Annotated in this window: 16 protein-coding genes and 2 tRNA genes; 10 read left to right on the plus strand and 8 right to left on the minus strand. The window is 33.7% G+C overall.

All coding sequences use genetic code 11. From position 1 onward, the window contains the following. Positions 1 to 82 precede the first annotated feature (82 nt). The gene (locus tag OLM51_RS08155; protein ID WP_264553822.1) at positions 83 to 499 is read left to right on the plus strand and encodes a DUF1573 domain-containing protein; all 417 of its coding nucleotides are present in this window, start codon (positions 83 to 85) and stop codon (positions 497 to 499) included. Between the two features lie 145 nt (positions 500 to 644). Then, complete coding sequence (locus OLM51_RS08160) at positions 645 to 2,222, plus strand: L,D-transpeptidase family protein (protein WP_264553823.1); 1,578 nt, start codon at positions 645 to 647, stop codon at positions 2,220 to 2,222. Between the two features lie 100 nt (positions 2,223 to 2,322). Here OLM51_RS08160 and OLM51_RS08165 read toward each other — a convergent pair whose 3' ends face one another. Further along, positions 2,323 to 2,832, minus strand: a complete 510-nt coding sequence (locus OLM51_RS08165) for a C40 family peptidase (protein ID WP_264553824.1) — start codon at positions 2,830 to 2,832, stop codon at positions 2,323 to 2,325. Between the two features lie 258 nt (positions 2,833 to 3,090). Between OLM51_RS08165 and OLM51_RS08170 the strand changes: the two genes are divergently transcribed. The 3 genes from OLM51_RS08170 (at position 3,091) to OLM51_RS08180 (ending at position 7,743) form a co-directional block, all read left to right on the plus strand. Further along, on the plus strand, positions 3,091 to 4,470 hold the full coding sequence (locus tag OLM51_RS08170) for a sialate O-acetylesterase (protein WP_264553825.1): 1,380 nt from the start codon (positions 3,091 to 3,093) through the stop codon (positions 4,468 to 4,470). A 337-nt stretch (positions 4,471 to 4,807) separates the two neighbouring features. After that, on the plus strand, positions 4,808 to 5,764 hold the full coding sequence (mgrA, locus tag OLM51_RS08175; protein WP_264553826.1) for an L-glyceraldehyde 3-phosphate reductase: 957 nt from the start codon (positions 4,808 to 4,810) through the stop codon (positions 5,762 to 5,764). 905 nt (positions 5,765 to 6,669) lie between these two features. Next, entirely contained in the window at positions 6,670 to 7,743 is a 1,074-nt protein-coding gene (locus tag OLM51_RS08180) for a porin (RefSeq protein WP_264553827.1), read from the plus strand. 287 nt (positions 7,744 to 8,030) lie between these two features. Here the strand turns inward: OLM51_RS08180 and OLM51_RS08185 are convergent, their stop codons facing one another. The 5 genes from OLM51_RS08185 to OLM51_RS08205 all read right to left on the minus strand — a co-directional run bounded on the left by OLM51_RS08185 (position 8,031) and on the right by OLM51_RS08205 (position 13,624). Then, the gene (locus OLM51_RS08185) at positions 8,031 to 8,936 is read right to left on the minus strand and encodes an N-acetylmuramoyl-L-alanine amidase (RefSeq protein WP_264553828.1); all 906 of its coding nucleotides are present in this window, start codon (positions 8,934 to 8,936) and stop codon (positions 8,031 to 8,033) included. Between the two features lie 33 nt (positions 8,937 to 8,969). Next, positions 8,970 to 9,518, minus strand: coding sequence for a hypothetical protein (locus tag OLM51_RS08190; protein WP_264553829.1), 549 nt, complete (start codon positions 9,516 to 9,518; stop codon positions 8,970 to 8,972). 41 nt (positions 9,519 to 9,559) lie between these two features. Further along, positions 9,560 to 10,873 carry a 30S ribosomal protein S12 methylthiotransferase RimO gene (gene rimO / locus OLM51_RS08195; RefSeq protein ID WP_264553830.1) on the minus strand — a complete coding sequence of 438 codons (1,314 nt, stop codon included), beginning with the start codon at positions 10,871 to 10,873 and terminating at the stop codon, positions 9,560 to 9,562. A 220-nt stretch (positions 10,874 to 11,093) separates the two neighbouring features. After that, positions 11,094 to 12,599, minus strand: coding sequence for an OmpP1/FadL family transporter (locus OLM51_RS08200; RefSeq protein ID WP_264553831.1), 1,506 nt, complete (start codon positions 12,597 to 12,599; stop codon positions 11,094 to 11,096). Positions 12,600 to 12,640: 41 nt separating this feature from the next. Further along, positions 12,641 to 13,624 (minus strand): hypothetical protein, encoded by a 984-nt coding sequence (locus OLM51_RS08205; RefSeq protein WP_264553832.1) that lies wholly within the window; start codon positions 13,622 to 13,624, stop codon positions 12,641 to 12,643. Between the two features lie 101 nt (positions 13,625 to 13,725). Here OLM51_RS08205 and proS point away from each other — a divergent pair, with 101 nt between their 5' ends. The 4 genes from proS to rpsT all read left to right on the plus strand — a co-directional run bounded on the left by proS (position 13,726) and on the right by rpsT (position 15,877). Beyond that, positions 13,726 to 15,204, plus strand: coding sequence for a proline--tRNA ligase (proS, locus tag OLM51_RS08210; RefSeq protein ID WP_264553833.1), 1,479 nt, complete (start codon positions 13,726 to 13,728; stop codon positions 15,202 to 15,204). Positions 15,205 to 15,282: 78 nt separating this feature from the next. Then, a tRNA-Glu gene (locus OLM51_RS08215) sits at positions 15,283 to 15,354 on the plus strand. A gap of 45 nt (positions 15,355 to 15,399) precedes the next feature. Next, a tRNA-Glu gene (locus OLM51_RS08220) sits at positions 15,400 to 15,471 on the plus strand. A 154-nt stretch (positions 15,472 to 15,625) separates the two neighbouring features. Continuing rightward, positions 15,626 to 15,877 carry a 30S ribosomal protein S20 gene (rpsT, locus tag OLM51_RS08225; RefSeq protein ID WP_053473851.1) on the plus strand — a complete coding sequence of 84 codons (252 nt, stop codon included), beginning with the start codon at positions 15,626 to 15,628 and terminating at the stop codon, positions 15,875 to 15,877. A gap of 182 nt (positions 15,878 to 16,059) precedes the next feature. On the opposite strand, the gene OLM51_RS08230 is transcribed toward rpsT, so the two are convergent. Continuing rightward, on the minus strand, positions 16,060 to 16,473 hold the full coding sequence (locus OLM51_RS08230; RefSeq protein ID WP_264553834.1) for a response regulator: 414 nt from the start codon (positions 16,471 to 16,473) through the stop codon (positions 16,060 to 16,062). A 6-nt stretch (positions 16,474 to 16,479) separates the two neighbouring features. Further along, a complete protein-coding gene (locus tag OLM51_RS08235) occupies positions 16,480 to 18,189 on the minus strand; it encodes a PAS domain-containing protein (protein WP_264553835.1) in 1,710 nt (569 codons plus the stop codon). Between the two features lie 168 nt (positions 18,190 to 18,357). On the opposite strand from OLM51_RS08235, the gene typA reads away from it, so the two are divergent. Then, positions 18,358 to 20,154, plus strand: coding sequence for a translational GTPase TypA (gene typA, locus OLM51_RS08240; RefSeq protein ID WP_264553836.1), 1,797 nt, complete (start codon positions 18,358 to 18,360; stop codon positions 20,152 to 20,154). The last annotated feature ends 22 nt before the right edge of the window (positions 20,155 to 20,176 follow it).

Below are 20,176 nucleotides of genomic sequence, written 5' to 3' on the forward strand. Positions count from 1 at the left end.
ACTGGTTAACAGCGATTTGATTCTGTCTGAATTACTTTTGAAATATCAAATTGAACTATAAACCATTTTAAATATATCCATTATGAAAATGATCAAAATTTCGATGTTAGCTTTGGCTTTAGGCCTAATGTCTTTTTCTGCAATTGCTCCGGTTCAGTCTTTAGCTTCAGAAAATAAAACTGTAGAAACTACTGCTTCTGCAATTGTCTGGAAAGCAGAAACAATTGATGTAGGACAAATTCCTCAGGGAACTCCAAAAGCAATTGTTTATGAATTTAAAAACACAGGAAAAACAGCTGTGGTTATTACAAACGTTCAGGGGTCTTGTGGTTGTACAGCTACAGATTATACAAAAGAACCAATTTTACCAGGGAAATCAGCAAAAGTTACTGCAACTTATAATGCAGCAAACAAAGGTGCTTTTACAAAAACTGTAACTGTTACAACAAGTGCCGAAACTGCTCCAAAAGTACTTACTTTAAAAGGAACGGTTATCTAAAAGAATTTTAATAGGTTGGTTATATCGTGGAAGCTCCAAATAGGTAATATATTTGGAGCTTTTTTTTGCTCCGTTTTTTCAGCTTTTATTTTTAGAATTAATTTTTTTTAAGCAAAACTTTCCTATTTTTATTAAAAATATTATTATGAAAATCTGGTGTCCATTTGCTGCCATAATACTTCTTTTAGCAGTAGTTTCATGTAACTCTAAAACCGATAAAAAAGAAGAGAATAAGACTAAAGTAAAAGCCGAAATACCGGAACTTAAACTTACAATAGACAGCACGAAAATTACTGCATTTTATACGGCGTACCCAAAATTGGCAAAATTTCAGGATGAAGTTTTGGCATTATACAAAAAAAATAAATCGACTCAGTTATGGCAGGACAATAAAGGTGTGGATGAATTTGCACATACTTTGTTTAATAAATATAAAGGTTTGGATGAAGAAGGATTAAAAGCCAATTTCCCTTATAAAGAACTAAATATTGTATTTGAAAGTAATACAGATAATAAGTTATCAAAAGAAGATACAGACTTAATAATTTCTAATCTGTTTTTTTATTATGCAGATAAAGTTTATGCAGGTTTTGACGAGAAAACTACCAAATCTCTGGAGTGGCTTTTGCCTCGCAAAAAACTTAATTATCAGGTTCTGACCGATTCTATTTTTAAGAAATCGACAATAAGTGACGATCATAAAAGCAAAATGTTTAGTCAGTACTACAAACTGAGAGATGTTTTGAAAAAATACAGAGAAATTGAAAAAAGAGGAGGGTGGAAAACAATTGAAATTGGAGATACTTATAAAAGTTTAAAATTAGGTGATTCATCACAGGTTGTTGCTCAGATTAGAGAGAGACTTTTTATAACCGGAAATCTTAAAGAAGATAGCAAGAGTGCCATTTGCGATTCTGTTTTAATGAAATCGATGAAGAATTATGAGGTACGTCATGGATATACACCAAAAAACACTATTTTATTAGAACATATTGATGATTTGAATATTCCGGTTTCAGAGAGAATCAAAACCATTATCGTTAATATGGAACGTTGTAGATGGATTGATCCCGAACTTGAAAAAGGTCAAAAATATATTGAAGTTAATATTCCGGAATTTAAATTGTATTTAATCGAAGATGGAAAAATTGCTTTTACATCGGCTGTTGTGGTTGGAAAAGCAATGACCAAAACCGTTATTTTTAGTGGAATGATGAATAATATTGTTTTTAGCCCGTATTGGAATGTTCCCACAAGTATTATAAACAAAGAGATTAAGCCCGGAATGGCTAAGAATAAAAACTATTTAGCACAGAGGAATCTGGAATGGAATAATGGAGCTGTACGTCAGCTTCCGGGGAAAAATAATTCTTTGGGATTAGTTAAGTTTTTGTTTCCAAACTCAAGTAATATCTATTTGCATGATACGCCTTCAAAAAGTTTGTTCGAAAGAGAAAACAGAGCTTTTAGTCACGGCTGTGTGCGTGTAGCAAAACCACGTGAACTGGCAATCGAATTATTAAAACCAGATCCAAGCTGGACTCCTGCCAGAATTGATAAAGCAATGCACGCCGGAAAAGAAAGCTGGTATACTTTAAAGAAAAAAGTTCCCGTTTATATTGGTTATTTTACTGCCTGGGTTGACCGCGAAGGACAGTTAAATTTCTACAAAGATATCTATGGAAGAGATGAAAGTCTGATTAAACTCTTAACAGAAGAATGATTTAAGTTTGCCATAAATTACACTAATTTTTACTAATTTTTTATTTGAAATACTCATAAAATTTAATTCGTGGAAATTAGTGTAATTTGTGGCAAAAGAACTAATTTGACAAGACATCAATACACTTATAAAAACGTTTAGTATAATGTTCTGTATCAAGTGCTGTTATGGTTACTTGTTGAGCTTTTCCGGATGAAGCATGAATAAATTTAGACTGCATTCCGTTGGCTTCGCAGATAATGCCAACATGTCCTACAACGTTTCTGTTTTTATATCCATAGAAAACTAAAACATCTCCAATTTTAAACTCCTCTGGTTTTAAAGCTTTGCTTATATTTTTATAGCCACTTGAGCTTCTTGGTAATGTTAACCCGGAATTACTGAAAACATAACCCACAAAGCCTGAACAGTCAAAACCTTTTTTGGGGTTGCTGCTGCCATATAAGTAAGGTGTTCCCAAATATTTTTTAGCGTAATTAATAATCGAATCGCGGTTGATTTCTGTTTGTGTTTTTTGAGAGGAACAAATGATCGGTTTCTTTTCTGTTTTCAGATTAAAAGAAGAAAATAAAATAACAGACAGAAAAGCTATGGAAAAACTCGATTTCATTTTTTGCAGGTAAAAAAGATTGAATCGCTAAAGATAGGTCGTTGTTTTTGAATATCAAAAGAATGTCTTTCAAAGTAGGGTAAGAATAGATTTAGTTTAAGAAAAAGTTATAATGCTTGCAGTTCAGGATTTTCGTGAGCAATTGTTTTTGAAGATTGTCTGAACAAAATTAAAGCTGCTTTTGATGCTGATAATCGGTCGTCATAGATCATGAAGTTCTGGCAGATGAATATGAACCAATTTTAAAAAGGGTGTTAGATGAGAAATAATATTTTTAAGTTTGTTCTCTTTTTATTGATTTCTAATACCATGATGGCAAACGTTTCCCTTCCGAATATTTTTAGTGACAATATAGTTTTGCAACGCAATTCAGAAGTGAAAATCTGGGGTTGGGCAAATCCGGAAGAAGAAATTAAATTGGTCTCAGGCTGGAATAATCAGGAGTATATAACTGTTGCCAATAATCAGGCAAAGTGGGAAATTATAATAAAAACTCCGGAAGCGGGCGGACCTTTTACAATTTCTATAAAAGGGTATAACGAGGTGGTTTTAAAAAACATTTTGATTGGTGAAGTCTGGCTTTGTTCCGGACAATCCAATATGGAAATGTCTGCAAGTTGGGGAATTGACAATGGCGAGGAAGAAATGAAGAATGCGACAAACCCGAATATTCGTTTTTTTACCGTTCCAAAATTAACTGCAACAAGTCCGCAGAATAATGTACTTGGAAATTGGACAGAATCGACACCAGAGACCATGAAATACTTTAGTGCGATTGGTTATTTCTTTGCCAAACGCCTGCGCGAAGATTTAAAAAATGTTCCGATTGGATTGATTTCTTCGAATTGGGGCGGAACTCCTGCAGAAATCTGGATGCCGGAAGAAGTCGTAAACAATGATCCTCTTTTATTAGACAATGCTAAAAAACTAAATGAGCAAGAATATGACCCAAGACGGCCAGGACGGGCTTATAATGCTATGATTTATCCAATTGTTGGATATAAAATTGCCGGAACACTTTGGTATCAGGGTGAATCGAATGTAAGTTCTTTGGCTTATGATAAGACTTTTGGGGCATTAATAGCTTCCTGGAGAAAAGAATGGAAAGATAATTTTCCGTTTTATTATGTTCAGATTGCACCTTATAAAACAGGAAGTAATAATTTTTGGAATGTAATCATTCGAAATTCGCAACGAAAACTTTTAAATGAAATCTCAAAAATCGGAATGGTTTTGACTTCAGATATTTCAGATACTATTGATATTCATCCAAAAAATAAAAAATCGGTCGGAATTCGTTTGGCTAATCTGGCCTTAGCCGATACTTATAAAACTAATTCTAATCTGGTAAACGGACCACTTTACAAAGACTTTAAAACAGAAGAAAATAAAGTTGTTGTTTCATTTGATTATGCTGACGGATTGCATTTTGCAAATAAATCTTCAAATCAATTTGAATTGGCTGGAGCCGATGGAAATTTCTTTCCTGCCGAAGCTTCAATAAAAAATAATCAAGTCATTTTGATTTCTAAAAAAGTGGCAAATCCTGTAAAGGTGAGATTTGCTTGGGGAAATACAATACAGTCTGGTTTGTTTAATAAGGCGGGTTTGCCTGCTTCTTGTTTTATCACGGAGTAGATTTTGCTTGCAGATTTTGCTGATTTTTAGGATTAATACAGATTTTTGTTTGATTTTGTTTGACTGTTCGAAGTTGAAGCCTTGTGTCGTAAATGAATCCTGCAAAATCGCAAAGTCGCAAAGATGCAAAGGGACAAAGTTGCAAAGTTTTTTCGCCACGAATTCACGAATTAATTGTTTTAAAATTCGTGAATTCGTGGCGATTTGTATTTTACCTGTTTGAAAAAAAAACTTTGCTACTCCGCAACTTTGGGAGATTATAAAAACACAACTTTATAATTGATTAGTTTTTTCTACCTTTAAAATCTATTAAAACTCCAACTTTTAAATTAAAATAATGAAATACAACAGATGCGGAAAAAGCGGTTTATTGCTTCCGGAGATTTCCTTAGGATTGTGGCATAATTTCGGTTCAGTAGATAATTTTGAAAATGCCGAAAGTATTGCCATAGAAGCTTTTGATAAAGGAATCACACATTTTGATTTAGCTAATAATTATGGACCGGTTCCAGGTTCTGCCGAAGAGAATTTTGGTAAAATATTATGGCATAATTTTCAGGGAAATCTGCGTGATGAAATTGTAATTTCTACAAAAGCGGGTTATACCATGTGGAATGGGCCTTATGGTGATTGGGGTTCCAGAAAATATTTGCTTTCAAGTTTAGATCAAAGTCTGAAGCGAATGAGTGTTGATTATGTTGATATTTTTTATTCGCATCGTCCGGATCCTGAAACGCCGATCGAAGAAACCATGATGGCTTTAGACCACGCTGTTAGAAGCGGAAAAGCATTATATGTCGGAATCAGTAATTACTCGGCAGAGCAGACTCGAGTTGCGGTTGATGTTCTAAAACAATTAGGAACGCCTTGTTTGATTCATCAGGCAAAATATTCGATGTTGGAACGTTGGGTAGAAAACGGACTTTTGGATGTTTTAGAGGAAAAAGGAGTGGGTTGTATTGCATTTTCTCCTTTGGCACAAGGGCTTTTAACGGACAAATATTTAAACGGAATTCCGGAAAATTCCAGAGCGCATAATCCAAACGGGCATTTGAAAGAAGATGAGGTGACGCACGAGAGAATTCAAAAATTAATTCAATTAAATGAAATTGCTCAGAATAGAAATCAGTCTTTAGCACAAATGGCTTTGGCCTGGCTGCAAAAAGACAAACGAATTACATCGGTTTTAATTGGTGCAAGTTCTGTAAAACAATTATGTAATAATATTGATTGTCTGCAAAATACTGAATTTTCGCATGATGAATTGAATGCAATTGAAAAAATACTGTCGTAAAATGTAATTTTTGACATATGAAATGATAAAAAATGGAGAACAACTTGTTCTCCATTTTTTTATAATCATTGTTAATTCACCGCAACTAGCTAAACAGTATTTTAATTTTGTTACAGAATCAAGACCTGAATTCTTTTTTATAATCTACAAACACTTTATGAGTATTTATACCATCCGAAAAGATCTCGGCTTGGATTTTTTTACTTTTCTCCAGGAAAGAAAATGGAAGGATAATGATTGGAAAGAATCAGGAATTAAAGTCGGCGAGTTTTTAAGAAACGTTAATGTAAAAGAATCGTGAATAAATAGTTTTTTGCGATAAAGCCTGTTCAGAATATGTACAGGCTTTTTTTATGAATGATGCTAAAACTGAATGACTACAATTGAAATTTAAAAGTTATAGAGTGTTCGCTTATGATGGGTTTTTTTTGTAGGAATTTTTACAATTCTAAAATTGTTTTATATCTGCCTGTTTAGCAAATGTTGTTTTTTGGTTGTTTTTATTATTTTTAAACAAACCCCTAAATTTTTTAGGGGTATTATCATTATAAAGTTGTTTTTTGTGGCTTGATTATGTTTTTTTAAAGTGTGAAATTGTTTTTTAATGTGTTTTTTGGTTTTAAATGATTTTTTTATGTTGTTAAATTTTTAAAAATGATTCGCTATTAATGTCAAATAAGGATTATTGATGCTTTAATTTTTGTAATCCATAATTCTGCATTGAAAATGCCAAAAAAGTACTTTTCAATGATTCTACTCATACAAAAGTTAATAAATTCGCTAATGAAAATGAAGAGGTTTTAGGGAGAGATTACAGGTTTTAGAAGTAACATTTTGCTATTTATTGAAGATATATAAAGATTAACTAACCAAAATCAAATAATAACCAAAAACCAATTTTACACATGAAAAAAGTATTACACATTTTAGCCGTAATGTTAACGAGTTCTTTTGCTTTTGCCCAAGAAGATAGTGAAACGTCAACTTCTCCGGCAACAACCTGGGGCGGATCAGCAGATGCTTATTATAAATATGATTTTTCTAAACAAATGAATGGATTAACGAGCTTTACCAACTCTCAGGATTCATTTGAATTAGGAATGGCTTCTGTAGAGGCGGGGCATACTTTTGGAAAAGCTTCTGTTTTTGTAGATTTAGGATTCGGAAAGAGAGCAGGTGAGTTTTCATATAATGAAACAACAGATAAAGATATAGATGCTAAATTTTTAATTAAACAATTATTTTTTACGTATCAGATAACGGATAAATTCAAAGTAGTTGCCGGTAGTTTTGGAACACATATAGGATATGAAGTTTTAGATGCTGTAGATAATAAAAACTATAGTATGTCTTATGCTTTCTCTTACGGGCCATTTTTTAATACAGGAGTAAAAGCACAGTATACTTCGGGAAAATTTACAGCGATGTTTGGTATAACCAATCCAACAGACTTTAAATCAGCGATGGATGCCGGATCAAGCCAAAAAACATACATTGGGCAAGTCGGATATATTGGTGATACAGGAAGTGCTTATTTGAATTTTACATCAGGAAGTAGCAACCCGGCTTCAGATGAAAATAAAACACAGATAGATCTTGTGGCATCAAAAACGCTGAATGATTCATTTGCTTTAGGTTTTAATGCAACTTATGCAAAAACTAAGAATGATTTTGATAGCGCTTTAGATGGGGACTGGTTTTCATTGGTTGGATATGCAAACTATACATTTAATCCATCACTCTTACTGGCTTACAGAATGGAATATTTTGATGCCAAAGATGCTGCTCCGAGTTTAGGGACGTTAACAGGTTCTAATGTTTTTGCCAATACTGTTTCTTTAAATTATAAAGTTGGAAAATTGACTATAATACCAGAATTAAGATATGATGCGGCATCTGAAGATATCTTTTTAGACAAAGATGCATTGCCAACAGGAGGTTCGTTCTATGCCTTAATTGCTACAACATACTCTTTCTAGAGATAAAGATTGATATTTTTTTTTTTTTTGGAGCTGTCGAAACATACTTATGTTTTGGCAGCTTTTTTACTTTATGAAAGTTTTAAGTTATGAATTATGAATTTTGAGTTATGAGTTATGAGTTATGAGTGTATTTAGGGTACTGTACGTTTTTTACAGACGCAACACAGTGCGCCTTTTTGTTTATGTAAATGATAAACTGTCAGTTGTGTTTGATTATAATTTGAATAAAAAAACGCATTTCTAAATTTTAGAAATGCGTTGTGTATTTTAAAACGGATCTTTATTTATTGAACTTGTTTTTTATAAATGGAATAAATAGTATCTATTGTTTTTCTATCTAAAACTGAAGTTACGTCAGTTTGAATATAATGCAATTTGAAAGCTTGAATCGCTGCCGAAAGATTTTTGGTGTTATAACCAATAATTCTTAAAGCGGGCTCAATTTTAAAATCAAAGGGAGCTTCTTCTAAAACTTCATCCGGCCAGATTCCAAATCCTTTTTCAGCTAAAGTTTTCCATGGAAACAAAGCACTTGGATCTTGTTTTCTTCCGGGAGCAATATCAGAATGACCTAGTATATTTTGAGTTGGAATGTTGTAATCTTTTTTCAACTTTGTCAAAAGAGCAACTAAACTGCTTATTTGTGTCTCAGTAAAAGGTTTGAAACCGTTATTGTCAAGTTCAATACCTATTGAGCTGGAATTAATATCTGTATTTTTTCCCCAGGTAGATGCTCCCGCGTGCCAGGCTCTTAAATAATCGTTTAACATCTGAACCACTTTTCCGTTTTCAGAAATTATATAGTGTGCACTAACCTGTGTTTTGGTTTTTGTAAATGTATTTATAGTTTGCTTTAGAGAATCCTGGGCTGTATGATGAATAATAATAAAGCTGGGTTTTCTCAGGTTGAAATTAACAGTTCCAATCCATTCTGTATTTATACCATTAAGTAAAAGAGTTGAACCTGTTTTAGATAGTGTGTCTTTTACAATCCCAAGTTGTTGAGCATAAGTTGTATCAATAACTACGGGGCTAATAGCAGGAATAGGTTGCGGATCTTTGCTAGTAATTTGATTTTCTAATGTTTTAAGCTGTTGATCGTAAGCTTTTTCAGTGCTTTTGTATGGATTTGTTGAGCAAGAAGTTATAATAATTGCTAAAGTCAAATAACTAAAAAGTCTTTTTGCCATGATTTTTATATTTAAAGATGGAATTAAAAACAATTATTCTTTCGGTGCTGCAGTTTCTTGTTTTGTTTCTTCTTTATTTTCTTTAGAATCTTTTTTCTTTTTTGACTTAGGCTTTTTGATTTCTTTTAAATCAGCCATGAAATTCGTGTATTTTTCTACCTGATCAGGATTCAAAAAGGCAGTTATCTTTTTTGTAGTGCTTTCTCTTAGTGCTTTAATTTGCTCAATTTTCTGATCCTGACTACTACTTTCATTTTTCAATAGAATGCCTTGTTCTCTTAAACTGTCAGCTAAAACATTTGTAATTGCAATAGCCTGAAGTTCATCAAGATTTACAGCAGGTTTCATTTGTTCCACAATCATTCCGGCTGTTTCTTCAACAGGAGTTTCTTTAGGCTTGCTTTGAGATCCTTGAGGTTGTTGACCGGGAACCATACTTCTGTCCATACCGCCACCTCTTCCGTAGCCATTGCCATATCCGCCACCATAACCATTGTTATATCCGTTTCCGTATTGTGCCGAAACAGAATTGAAACAGAATATGGTAAAAACCAAAAGAAATAAAGATTGAGTAGGTTTCATAAAAGTATGATGTCTTAAGTTAACAATTGTTTAGGGTAAATTTAAGCAGGTTCTCCGTATAAATCAAATTCTGTAGCCTCAATTATCTTGATATTAACAAATTCGCCTGTTTTAACGTAATGTTTAGAAGCATCAATCAAAACTTCGTTATCAACATCAGGGCTGTCAAATTCTGTTCTGCCTACAAAATGAGCACCTTCTTTTCTGTCAATGATACATTTGTAAACATGTCCAATTTTTTCCTGATTTAAATCCCATGAAATTTGCGATTGCAGTTCCATGATTTCATTTGCTCTGGCTTGCTTAACATCATCCGGAACATTATCTTCTAATAAGTAAGCGTGAGTGTTTTCTTCATGAGAATACGCAAAACATCCCATTCTGTCAAATTTCATTTCCTGAACAAAATCTTTCAGTATTTCAAAATCTTCTTGTGTTTCCCCTGGATATCCAACAATTAATGTAGTTCGTATTGCCATTCCCGGAACAGCAGCGCGAAAATCTTTTAATAATTGTGTGGTCTTTGCCTGAGTTGTTCCTCTGCGCATTGATTTTAAGATAGAATCTGAAATATGTTGTAGTGGAATATCAATATAATTACAAATTTTAGGTTCGCGTTTCATCAATTCTAAAACGTCCATTGGAAAACCAGTTGGATAAGCATAATGCAAGCGAATCCATTCTATACCTTCAACTTTTGCCAATTCTTCTAAAAGTTCAGCAAGATTTCTCTTTTTGTAAATGTCAAGACCATAATAAGTTAAATCCTGAGCAATTAAGATTAATTCTTTTACGCCATTTTTAGCTAAGCCTTGTGCTTCTTTTACCAGTTTTTCAATTGGCTGAGAAACGTGAGAGCCTCTCATTAAAGGAATTGCACAAAAACTACAAGGTCGGTCACAACCTTCGGCAATTTTAAGATAAGCGTAGTTTTTTGGAGTTGTAGTTAAACGTTCTCCTAAAAGTTCGTGTTTATAATCTGCTCCTAATGCTTTTAATAGTTGAGGTAATTCTGTTGTCCCAAAATATTGATCTACATTCGGAATTTCTTTTTCTAAATCTGGTCTGTAACGCTCAGATAAACATCCTGTTACAAAAACTTTATCAACAAGACCTTTGTCTTTTTTATCAGCATATTCCAAAATCATGTTTACAGACTCCGCTTTTGCGTTGTCAATAAAGCCACAAGTGTTTATTACGATAATGTTTCCTTCTTTTTCTGCAGGCGCTTCATGTTCAACTTCTTTTCCATTAGCACGCAGCTGCCCCATAAGGACTTCACTGTCATATACATTTTTCGAACACCCAAGAGTGATGACGTTAATTTTGTTCTTTTTTAAAGACTTGGTTCTCATACTTTTATAAATTGGAGTGCAAAATTACACTTTTTTATTCAAACACCGCTTATTTAGGTTTCTTTTAGGTGTTTTTTGTATTGCTATTTCCTTTGTATGCTATGTTTTTTGTGATTTTTGAATTTAAAAAACATTTTTGCAATGATGTGGTTTTTGCTAAATAAAAAAATCCGTCAGTAAGGTCTGACGGAAATCTTGATGAATCTATTTTTATTTCTAATTACAATTCAAATAATAAAGTCATTGTTACATTGTTTAGTTTTGATTGGATGTTAGCACCATCAGTGAACCCTCTTTCAAAAAATCCCTGATTGGTTTTTCTTTCCAAATAAGAGTAAGCTAAATCTATTTTAGTTGCTCCAAAACTATATCCTAAACCTGCAGAATAACTATTTAGGTCGCCAATTGTGGTTTTGTTTTTATATGGGCTTCCTTCAAAACGGTATCCTCCTCGAAGGCTTAATCTGTCAATTTTGTATTCAGCACCAATTCTTAGTTCGCCATTTGTTGTCAATTGGTTGCTCATGTCGTTATTTAATCCTTTAAAGCCAGGATCGTTTGTTGGTTTGTATTTTGTGCTTCCGTAATCTTTGATTGCATAGTCAACACTAATAAGTCCTGATTTTCCAAATACATAAGCGCCACTAAAAGTAAATTTTCCCGGAGTTTGCAAGGTATAAGAGTCGTAAACATTTATAATGTTTGGATTTACAAATTCATTTTTTGATTGTCCTCCGTCTGCTTGTCTGGTTGTTGATAAGCTTTGTGCTACTTCGTCGTAAAGTTCATACCATGTATTAGATTCGTAAGTTACGCCAAGTCTCAAAGCTTCAGTTGCTTTTACGATTGCTCCTAATTGAAAAGAAAACCCATTTCCATAAGTATGTAGATCATTATTAAAACGAAGATTAGATATTGTTTCTCCAGGTTCTAAAGGATTGCTATTGTCTTCGTAGAAACTACTGGATCTTCTATAGTCTGTAATATGAGCATTTAGGTTTGCTCCTAAAAAAAGTCTGTCTTTAAATGAGGTAGAAATATTGAAACTCAATTTACTGTTATAGCCACTTGTGTAAACATCATTTTCCTGATAATAGTTACCGCCAGCAGGAACGGCCGAAGTGTATTGAGTGTTATTGCTGTCATTTGGGTTAACGGGATTAATTATATATCCTTTATATCCAAAATAGGCTTGTTGTTCGTCATAGAACATGTCTCTGTATGGAATACCTGTGATATCACCCAAAGGAATTCCATTAGCATATGCTAAAAAGTATTTGTCAACTGAATTTCGTGGATTAGTTCCGGCTGAAAAGATTTCATTATTGAAGTTGTTTGTGTTTTCATAAGTAGCTCCAATAGCAATTTTTTTCCAATTGTTATTAGGGTTATGGTCATGAAAAACAAAAACACCACCAGCTTGATTTAGTATAAAAGAATTTTCCTTATCAGAGGTGTTGGTTCCAAAATAATTGGAATTATTTTTTATGTTTTGATTGCTAAAAGTAATTCCGATCTGATTGTTAGAAAATACAGCAGATCCTGCAGGATTAACTGTTATAGCAGATAAATCACCTCCAAGTGCTCCGAATGCACCACTCATTGCTCTGAATCGGGCAGTTCCTGTTAGGTTATCTTGTGCATATCTCATGGCATCAGATACTTCCTGAGAATATGAGACGCTAACAGTTAGTCCTGTTATAAGTAGGAAGAATATTTTTTTCATTTTGGTTAATTTTTAATGATTATCGATTTGAGGGGGAAGAATTATCTTCTTCCGCCTCCACCTCCGCCTCCGTAAGATCTTCCGCCTCCGCCTCCGCCAGATGATCTCATGCTTGCTCCACTGCTATTCATTGAGCGTGATGGGCTAGGAGAGTAGCTTCTGGAAGAACTGCTGTTTGAGTTGTTGTAATAACTTCTATTGGTTGTTGTTGGGCTGCTGCTTGATCTTCTGTTTGAATAATCATAGCTATTGCTTTGACCTGAAGCACTGCTTCTTCTGTTGGTAAATGTAGGACTAGAGTAAGTTCTTCCGTTTACAGAAGAGCTTCTTCTATAATCTGAGTAATTAGCACTGCTTCTGTTGGTGTAGTTATTTCTATTGGTAGAATAGTCATTTCTTCCGGCATAACTTCTTCCGGCATAATTTCTTCCGGTGTAAGATGAACTTCTTGTTGAATATCCTCTGGAACCGTAGTATGCTGCAGATCCTCTTCTTCCGTAATTATAGGAGTAATTGCCGTAATAACCATATCCGTAACCTGGATATCCCCAACCTGGGTAACCCCAGCCAGGATATCCCCATCCCGGGTATCCCCATCCATAATAAGGATAACCCCATCCGTAACCATAGTAAGGATAGCCCCATCCGAATCCAATGCCAAATGACCACATTGGGTCTGAATAAACATTTACAGAAACTTCTGAGCTACTGCTTCCCCAGGCTGGATATGCTGTTGCGGCAGTTTGAGTGCTGTCATTTTGGGCATAATTACCATAACTGTCAACGTCGGTGAAAATTTCAGTTGGCTGGCCGTCATTCTGTAGCGATTTAAAATAATCTTTATATTGATTGTTTGTGCTTGTGGTATTTGTTTGAGCATACGTGTTTGAAGATCCGCCATAAACTCCATCATTGTCATGATAAGAAGAGTTTTGGTATGAACCACACGATACTAGTAGAAAACTCAGTAAACCAATTGCGTAAAAATGTCGTGAGTTTTGGCGGAGATAAGTAGAAGTTTTCATATCTGTAGTGTTTTTTATTGTTGCACATTACAAAAATAGTTAGTTTTGTCAAACTATTTAGTTAAAATTATTAAAACAAAATTTGTGCCAAACTATTCAATATGAGTAAGAACCTCACTACAAGATCAGAAGATTATTCAAAATGGTATAATGAACTGGTTGTAAAAGCAGATCTAGCTGAAAACTCGGGAGTTAGAGGATGTATGGTTATTAAACCTTACGGATATGCTATTTGGGAAAAAATGCAGGCGGAGTTAGATCGAATGTTTAAAGAAACAGGCCATCAAAATGCATACTTTCCTTTATTCGTGCCAAAAAGCATGTTTGAAGCGGAAGAAAAAAATGCAGAAGGATTTGCAAAAGAATGTGCTATTGTAACACATTATAGATTAAAAAACGATCCTGATAAACCAGGAAAGCTTATGGTTGATCCTAATGCGAAACTGGAGGAGGAGCTTATCGTTCGTCCGACCAGTGAGGCTATTATTTGGTCTACATATAAACGTTGGGTGCAGTCTTATAGAGATTTACCTTTGTTGATTAATCAATGGGCAAATGTAGTGCGTTGGGAAATGCGTACACGCTTGTTTTTAAGAACGGCGGAGTTTTTATGGCAAGAAGGACACACTGCGCATGCTACAAAAGAAGAGGCGGTAGAAGAAGCAGAAAAAATGATGAATATTTATGCTGATTTTGCGCAAAACTTTTTAGCGATTCCTGTTATTAAAGGGTTTAAAACTGAAACGGAACGTTTTGCTGGTGCAGATGAAACCTATTGTATAGAGGCTTTGATGCAGGATGGAAAAGCTTTGCAGGCAGGGACTTCTCACTTTTTGGGACAAAACTTTGCAAAAGCTTTTGATGTGAAATTTGCAAATGTTGATGGAAAGCAAGAGCATGTTTGGGGAACTTCTTGGGGGGTTACAACTCGTTTGATTGGAGCGCTGATCATGACGCACTCTGATGATCAGGGATTGGTATTGCCTCCAAATTTGGCACCAATACAAGTAGTGATTGTTCCGATTCATAAAACAGATGAGCAATTAGCTGAAATTACAGCTGCAGTAACTGAATTGATTGCTAAATTTAGAAAACTGAAGATTTCTGTTAAGTATGACGACAGAACTACTCAAAAGCCAGGGTTTAAATTTGCAGAATGGGAATTGAAAGGTGTTCCTGTTAGAATTGCAGTTGGGCCAAAAGATTTAGAAAATGGAACTTTTGAAGTAGCCAGACGCGATACTTTGACAAAAGAAGTGGTTTCTGCAGACGGAATTGTAAATTACATAAATGATCTTTTAGAGCAGATTCAGGAAGACTTATTTAAGAAGGCGTTGGACTATCGAAATACTCATATTACGGAAGTGAATAATTTTGAGGAGTTTAAGGAAATTTTAGATGGAAAAGGAGGGTTTGTATCGGCTCATTGGGATGGTACTGCAGCGACCGAAGAAAAGATAAAAGATTTGACAAAAGCGACAATTCGTTGTATTCCTCTGGATGCTGTTGAAGAGGCGGGAGTCTGTGTGTTTACTGGGAATCCTTCGTCTAAAAGAGTGCTTTTTGCTAAGGCATATTAAAAAAAATATATTTTTTTTGCCGTAACTATTGTGCAACTAAAAAATAGATGTATCTTTGCATCCGCATTAGAGAAGCACGGTCCGTTCGTCTATCGGTTAGGACGCCAGGTTTTCATCCTGGTAAGGGGGGTTCGATTCCCCCACGGACTACAAGTTATATTACATATTGTAAAGTTTCCAAACTAGGAGAATTAAGGTCCGTTCGTCTAGGGGTTAGGACGCCAGGTTTTCATCCTGGTAACAGGGGTTCGATTCCCCTACGGACTACAAATTAGTTGTAAATAAGTTTTGTAAAACAAAAATTGGTGTCTCGGTTCTTGTTTTATTAGTTAAAACCAAAGTGATTGTTTTGTAATTGTGGGAGGTTTTTCTTTATTTAACTAGTATTTATAATAATTATTACATCTAAAATTAAAACAAAATGGCAAATCATAAGTCAGCATTAAAAAGAATCAGAAGTAACGAAAAAAGAAGAGTTCTTAACAGATATCAACATAAGACTACTCGTAACGCTATCAAAGCATTAAGAATAGCTACTGATAAAGCTGATGCTGCTGCAAAATTATCAACTGTAATCTCTATGATTGATAAATTAGCTAAAAAGAACATCATTCACGATAATAAAGCTTCTAACTTGAAGTCTAAATTAACGAAACATGTTGCTAAATTGTAATTAATTACAATTTAATAGATATATAAAAAGTCCTCTTTTGAGGACTTTTTTTGTTTATCCCTAATTGAGAAATGCCAATATTTTAAATTTCAAACTTAAAATATTACAATGAAAAACTCTAAACTCAACTTTAAAACAAAAGCTTGGGATTTGGATTTTTAATATTGGAATTTAATTTAAATCTAAAGATTTATTTTCTTTTTAAGATATTCCAGCATTTGCTGTGTGATTGGTTTTGAGAGAAAATCAATTATTATGGGGTATTTTTTTGCTTTGGCTAAATCTTCAGGGTCAATTGTAGAAGATAATACAATAACATTTACGGAGTTAAATTCGGCGTAGTCAGTAGAAGTGAAATGGTCTAAAAATTCCCATCCTCCCATGACAGGCATGTTTAGGTCCAGAAAAATAAGCTGTGGTTTTTTATTTATTTTATTTTTATCGTTGGTGTATTTTAAAGTATTAAAATGATGGAGTGCTTCCTCTCCATTTTGAGCTGTGATAATTTCATTCGAAAATTCCGATTTTGAAATTACTTTTTTGCATAGCATTAACGTAATTGGATCGTCGTCGATGCACAAGATCTGCTCAAGCATAATTTGTTAGTTTTTAAATGTTATGGTAAAAGTAGTTCCTTTGTTGACTTCGCTTTCAATAGTGATTATTCCTCCCATGGTTTCAACTTGTGATTTTACAAGATATAATCCAAGTCCTTTACTGTCAGGGTAATTGTGGAATCTCTGGTATAATCCAAAAACTTTGTCGCGATTTCTTTCTAAGTCAATTCCTATTCCATTATCCTTAAAAGTTAATATTGATTTGTTGTCTATCTGTTCTGCGGTAATAGAAATTTTCAACTTCCTGTTTTCTGATTTGTATTTTATTGAGTTGGTTAGTAAATTAAGTAAAATACTTTCTATATATGCCTTGTTTGTGTTTAATAATGGAACTTTGTCAAATTTAAGTTTAATGATCGGTTTGTGTAGTTCAATTTGAAAAGATAGCTGACTAAAAACATTTTCGAAGACTTCTTTTAGTGAAACCTCTTCTTTTTGCATCGAAGGATTGTCTTTAATGATGATAACTTTTACCAGGTCATTAATGGTTTCGTTTAGCAAATGTGTCGATTTGGTAAAGCCGGTAAGTATTTCCTCAAGCTCCGGATTTTCGATTGGAATGTCTTCTATAAGGTTTAAAAGACCTATCAGATTAGATAAAGGAGCGCGTAAATTGTGAGATGTAATGTAGGAGAATTGCTTTAAGTCTTTGTTGTTTTGAGTTAGTTCTCGAATTAAATGTTCCTTTTCTGTTTCTAATTTCTTTTCTTCTGTAATATCTCTCTGTATGGAGATCCAATGCGAAATTTCTCCTTCATTGTTAAAAATTGGAATCATTGAAAAGCGAACCCAGAATTCTTCTTTTTTCTTGGTATAGCTAATGGTTTCAATTAAGCATTCTTCTTCGTTTTTGATAGCTCGTAATAATTTTTTTAACTCTTCTGAGTCTGATTTGGGGCCTTTGAAAATATTAGGAGATTTTCCTATTATTTCATGAGATAAATAACCTGACATATGCGAAAAAGCAGGATTTACGTAGACAATCTTCGGAATTTTTCTGTCAAGCGAATTAGCTTCGGTAATTAAAATAGAATCTTTTGATTGTGTGATTACAGTTTCTAAAAGTTTTAATCGCTGTTCTTCTTCTTTTTGTTTGGTAATATCCTGAATAGCTCCAATCATTCTGATGGCTCTGCCGTTTTCGTCTTTTAATAAAAAACCTCTGTCTAAAACATATTTGTAAGTTCCGTCAGCACATCTAAAACGGTATTGATCTTGCCATTTTTCGGTTTTTTGCTCAATAAAAGAATATAATTTGATTGACATTCTGATGCTGTCTTCAGGGTGAATTTTGTCAAACCACCATTTTGAGGTCTTTCCAACATCGGCAGGATTGTAGCCAAAAACACTTTCTATTCCTTTATTCCAGTTTATGTTGTCTTCCTGAATTTTCCAGTCCCAAATGGTATCACTTGTTGCTTTTGCTACAATATCATATTTTTCGTTTGATTCTTTGATTTCTTCGTTGGTTTCTTTCAGTTTTTCAAAAACGGTTTCGTTTTTTACTTCATTTTTTGAAACTATGTACTTGAAAAATACTGCTGTAGTTAAAATAAAAAAAATGTCTTTAATGAAGAAAACATAGAAATATTTTACGTCTGAAAAATAAGTGGTAAGTATTTTATGACAGACTATTGCCATAAATAACGATATGATAATATAGACCAGAGTAATTAAGAGAGTTTTACTTTTCATTACTCAAATATAGTTAAATTAACTATAAATTGTGCAATAGAAGAGGTTCAATTAACACTTAAGTTAATACTGTTTTAATGTACTAATTACTTGTCTCTTTGCAAACTATCATAGAAACGTTTTTTTTATCAAAATAAAGTGTACCTTTGCACCCATTAAAAATCACAGATGGAATCTATTAGAAACATTGCAATTATTGCCCACGTCGATCACGGTAAAACCACTTTGGTTGATAAAATTATGTATCACTGTCAATTATTTCGTGACAACGAAAACACAGGTGATTTAATTCTTGATAATAACGATTTAGAGCGAGAGAGAGGTATTACTATTACTTCTAAGAACGTATCAGTTCAATATAAAGGAACAAAAATCAATATTATTGACACTCCTGGCCACGCGGATTTTGGAGGTGAAGTTGAACGTGTACTAAACATGGCCGATGGTGTATGTTTGCTAGTGGATGCTTTTGAAGGTCCAATGCCACAAACGCGTTTCGTACTACAAAAAGCTATCGATCTAGGATTGAAACCTTGTGTAGTTATCAACAAAGTAGATAAAGAAAACTGTACTCCTGAAGAAGTTCACGAAAAAGTTTTCGACTTAATGTTTGAATTAGGTGCTACTGAGGAGCAATTAGATTTCCCAACGGTTTACGGTTCTGCTAAAAACAATTGGATGTCTGATGATTGGAAAAATCAAACAGAAAACATTGAGCCTTTATTAGACATGGTTATTGCTAATGTTCCTGCTCCTAAAGTATCAGAAGGTACTCCGCAAATGTTAATTACATCTCTTGATTTCTCTGCTTTTACTGGACGTATCGCTATTGGTCGTTTAGAAAGAGGTATTTTGAAAGAGGGTATGCCAATATCTTTAGTAAAAAGAGATGGTGCTGTAACGAAATCAAGAATCAAAGAATTACACACTTTTGAAGGTCTTGGACGTAAAAAAGTTACGGAAGTAATTGCTGGTGATATTTGTGCTGTAGTTGGTATTGAAGGTTTTGAAATTGGTGACACTATTGCTGATAACGAAAACCCAGAAGGTTTAGCTTCTATTGCTATTGATGAGCCTACAATGAGTATGTTGTTTACAATTAACGATTCACCTTTCTTTGGTAAAGAAGGTAAATTTGTAACTTCTCGTCACATTAGAGAAAGATTGACAAAAGAATTAGAGAAAAACTTAGCTATGAAGTTAGGTGAAACTGATTCTGCAGATAAATTCATGGTTTTTGGCCGTGGAGTACTTCACTTATCTGTTCTTATTGAAACAATGAGAAGAGAAGGTTATGAGTTGCAAATTGGTCAGCCACAAGTTATCATCAAAGAAATTGATGGTAAAAAATGTGAGCCAATTGAGGAATTAACAATCGATTTACCAGAAAATCTTTCAGGTAGAGCAGTTGAGTTCGTAACAGTTCGTAAAGGTGAAATGTTGAGTATGGAGACTAAAGGTGAGCGTATGATTATTAAATTTAATATTCCATCTCGTGGAATTATTGGTTTAAGAAATCAATTACTTACAGCTACTGCTGGTGAGGCTATTATGTCACACCGTTTCATTGGATATGAGCCTTACAAAGGAGAAATTTCAGGACGTAACAAAGGATCATTGATCTCTATGGAAAAAGGAAAAGCTATTCCTTATTCTATCGATAAATTACAAGATCGTGGTAAGTTTTTTGTTGAACCAAATGCTGAAATTTACGAAGGTCAGGTAATTGGAGAAAACTCTCGTGGTGATGATATGTGTGTAAACGTAACTAAAGAGAAAAAACAATCTAACGTTCGTTCATCTGGAAATGATGAAAAAGCAAGAATTATCCCTCCGATTATTTTCTCATTAGAGGAAGCTTTAGAGTATATTCAGAAAGATGAATATGTAGAGGTTACTCCAAAATCTATTCGTTTAAGAAAGATTTATTTAACTGAAACAGACAGAAAAAGATTTAAAATCTAATACATTTTAAATTTCAATATAA

It is taken from the genome of Flavobacterium sp. N2038 (genome assembly GCF_025947185.1).
Taxonomy (GTDB): Bacteria; Bacteroidota; Bacteroidia; order Flavobacteriales; family Flavobacteriaceae; genus Flavobacterium.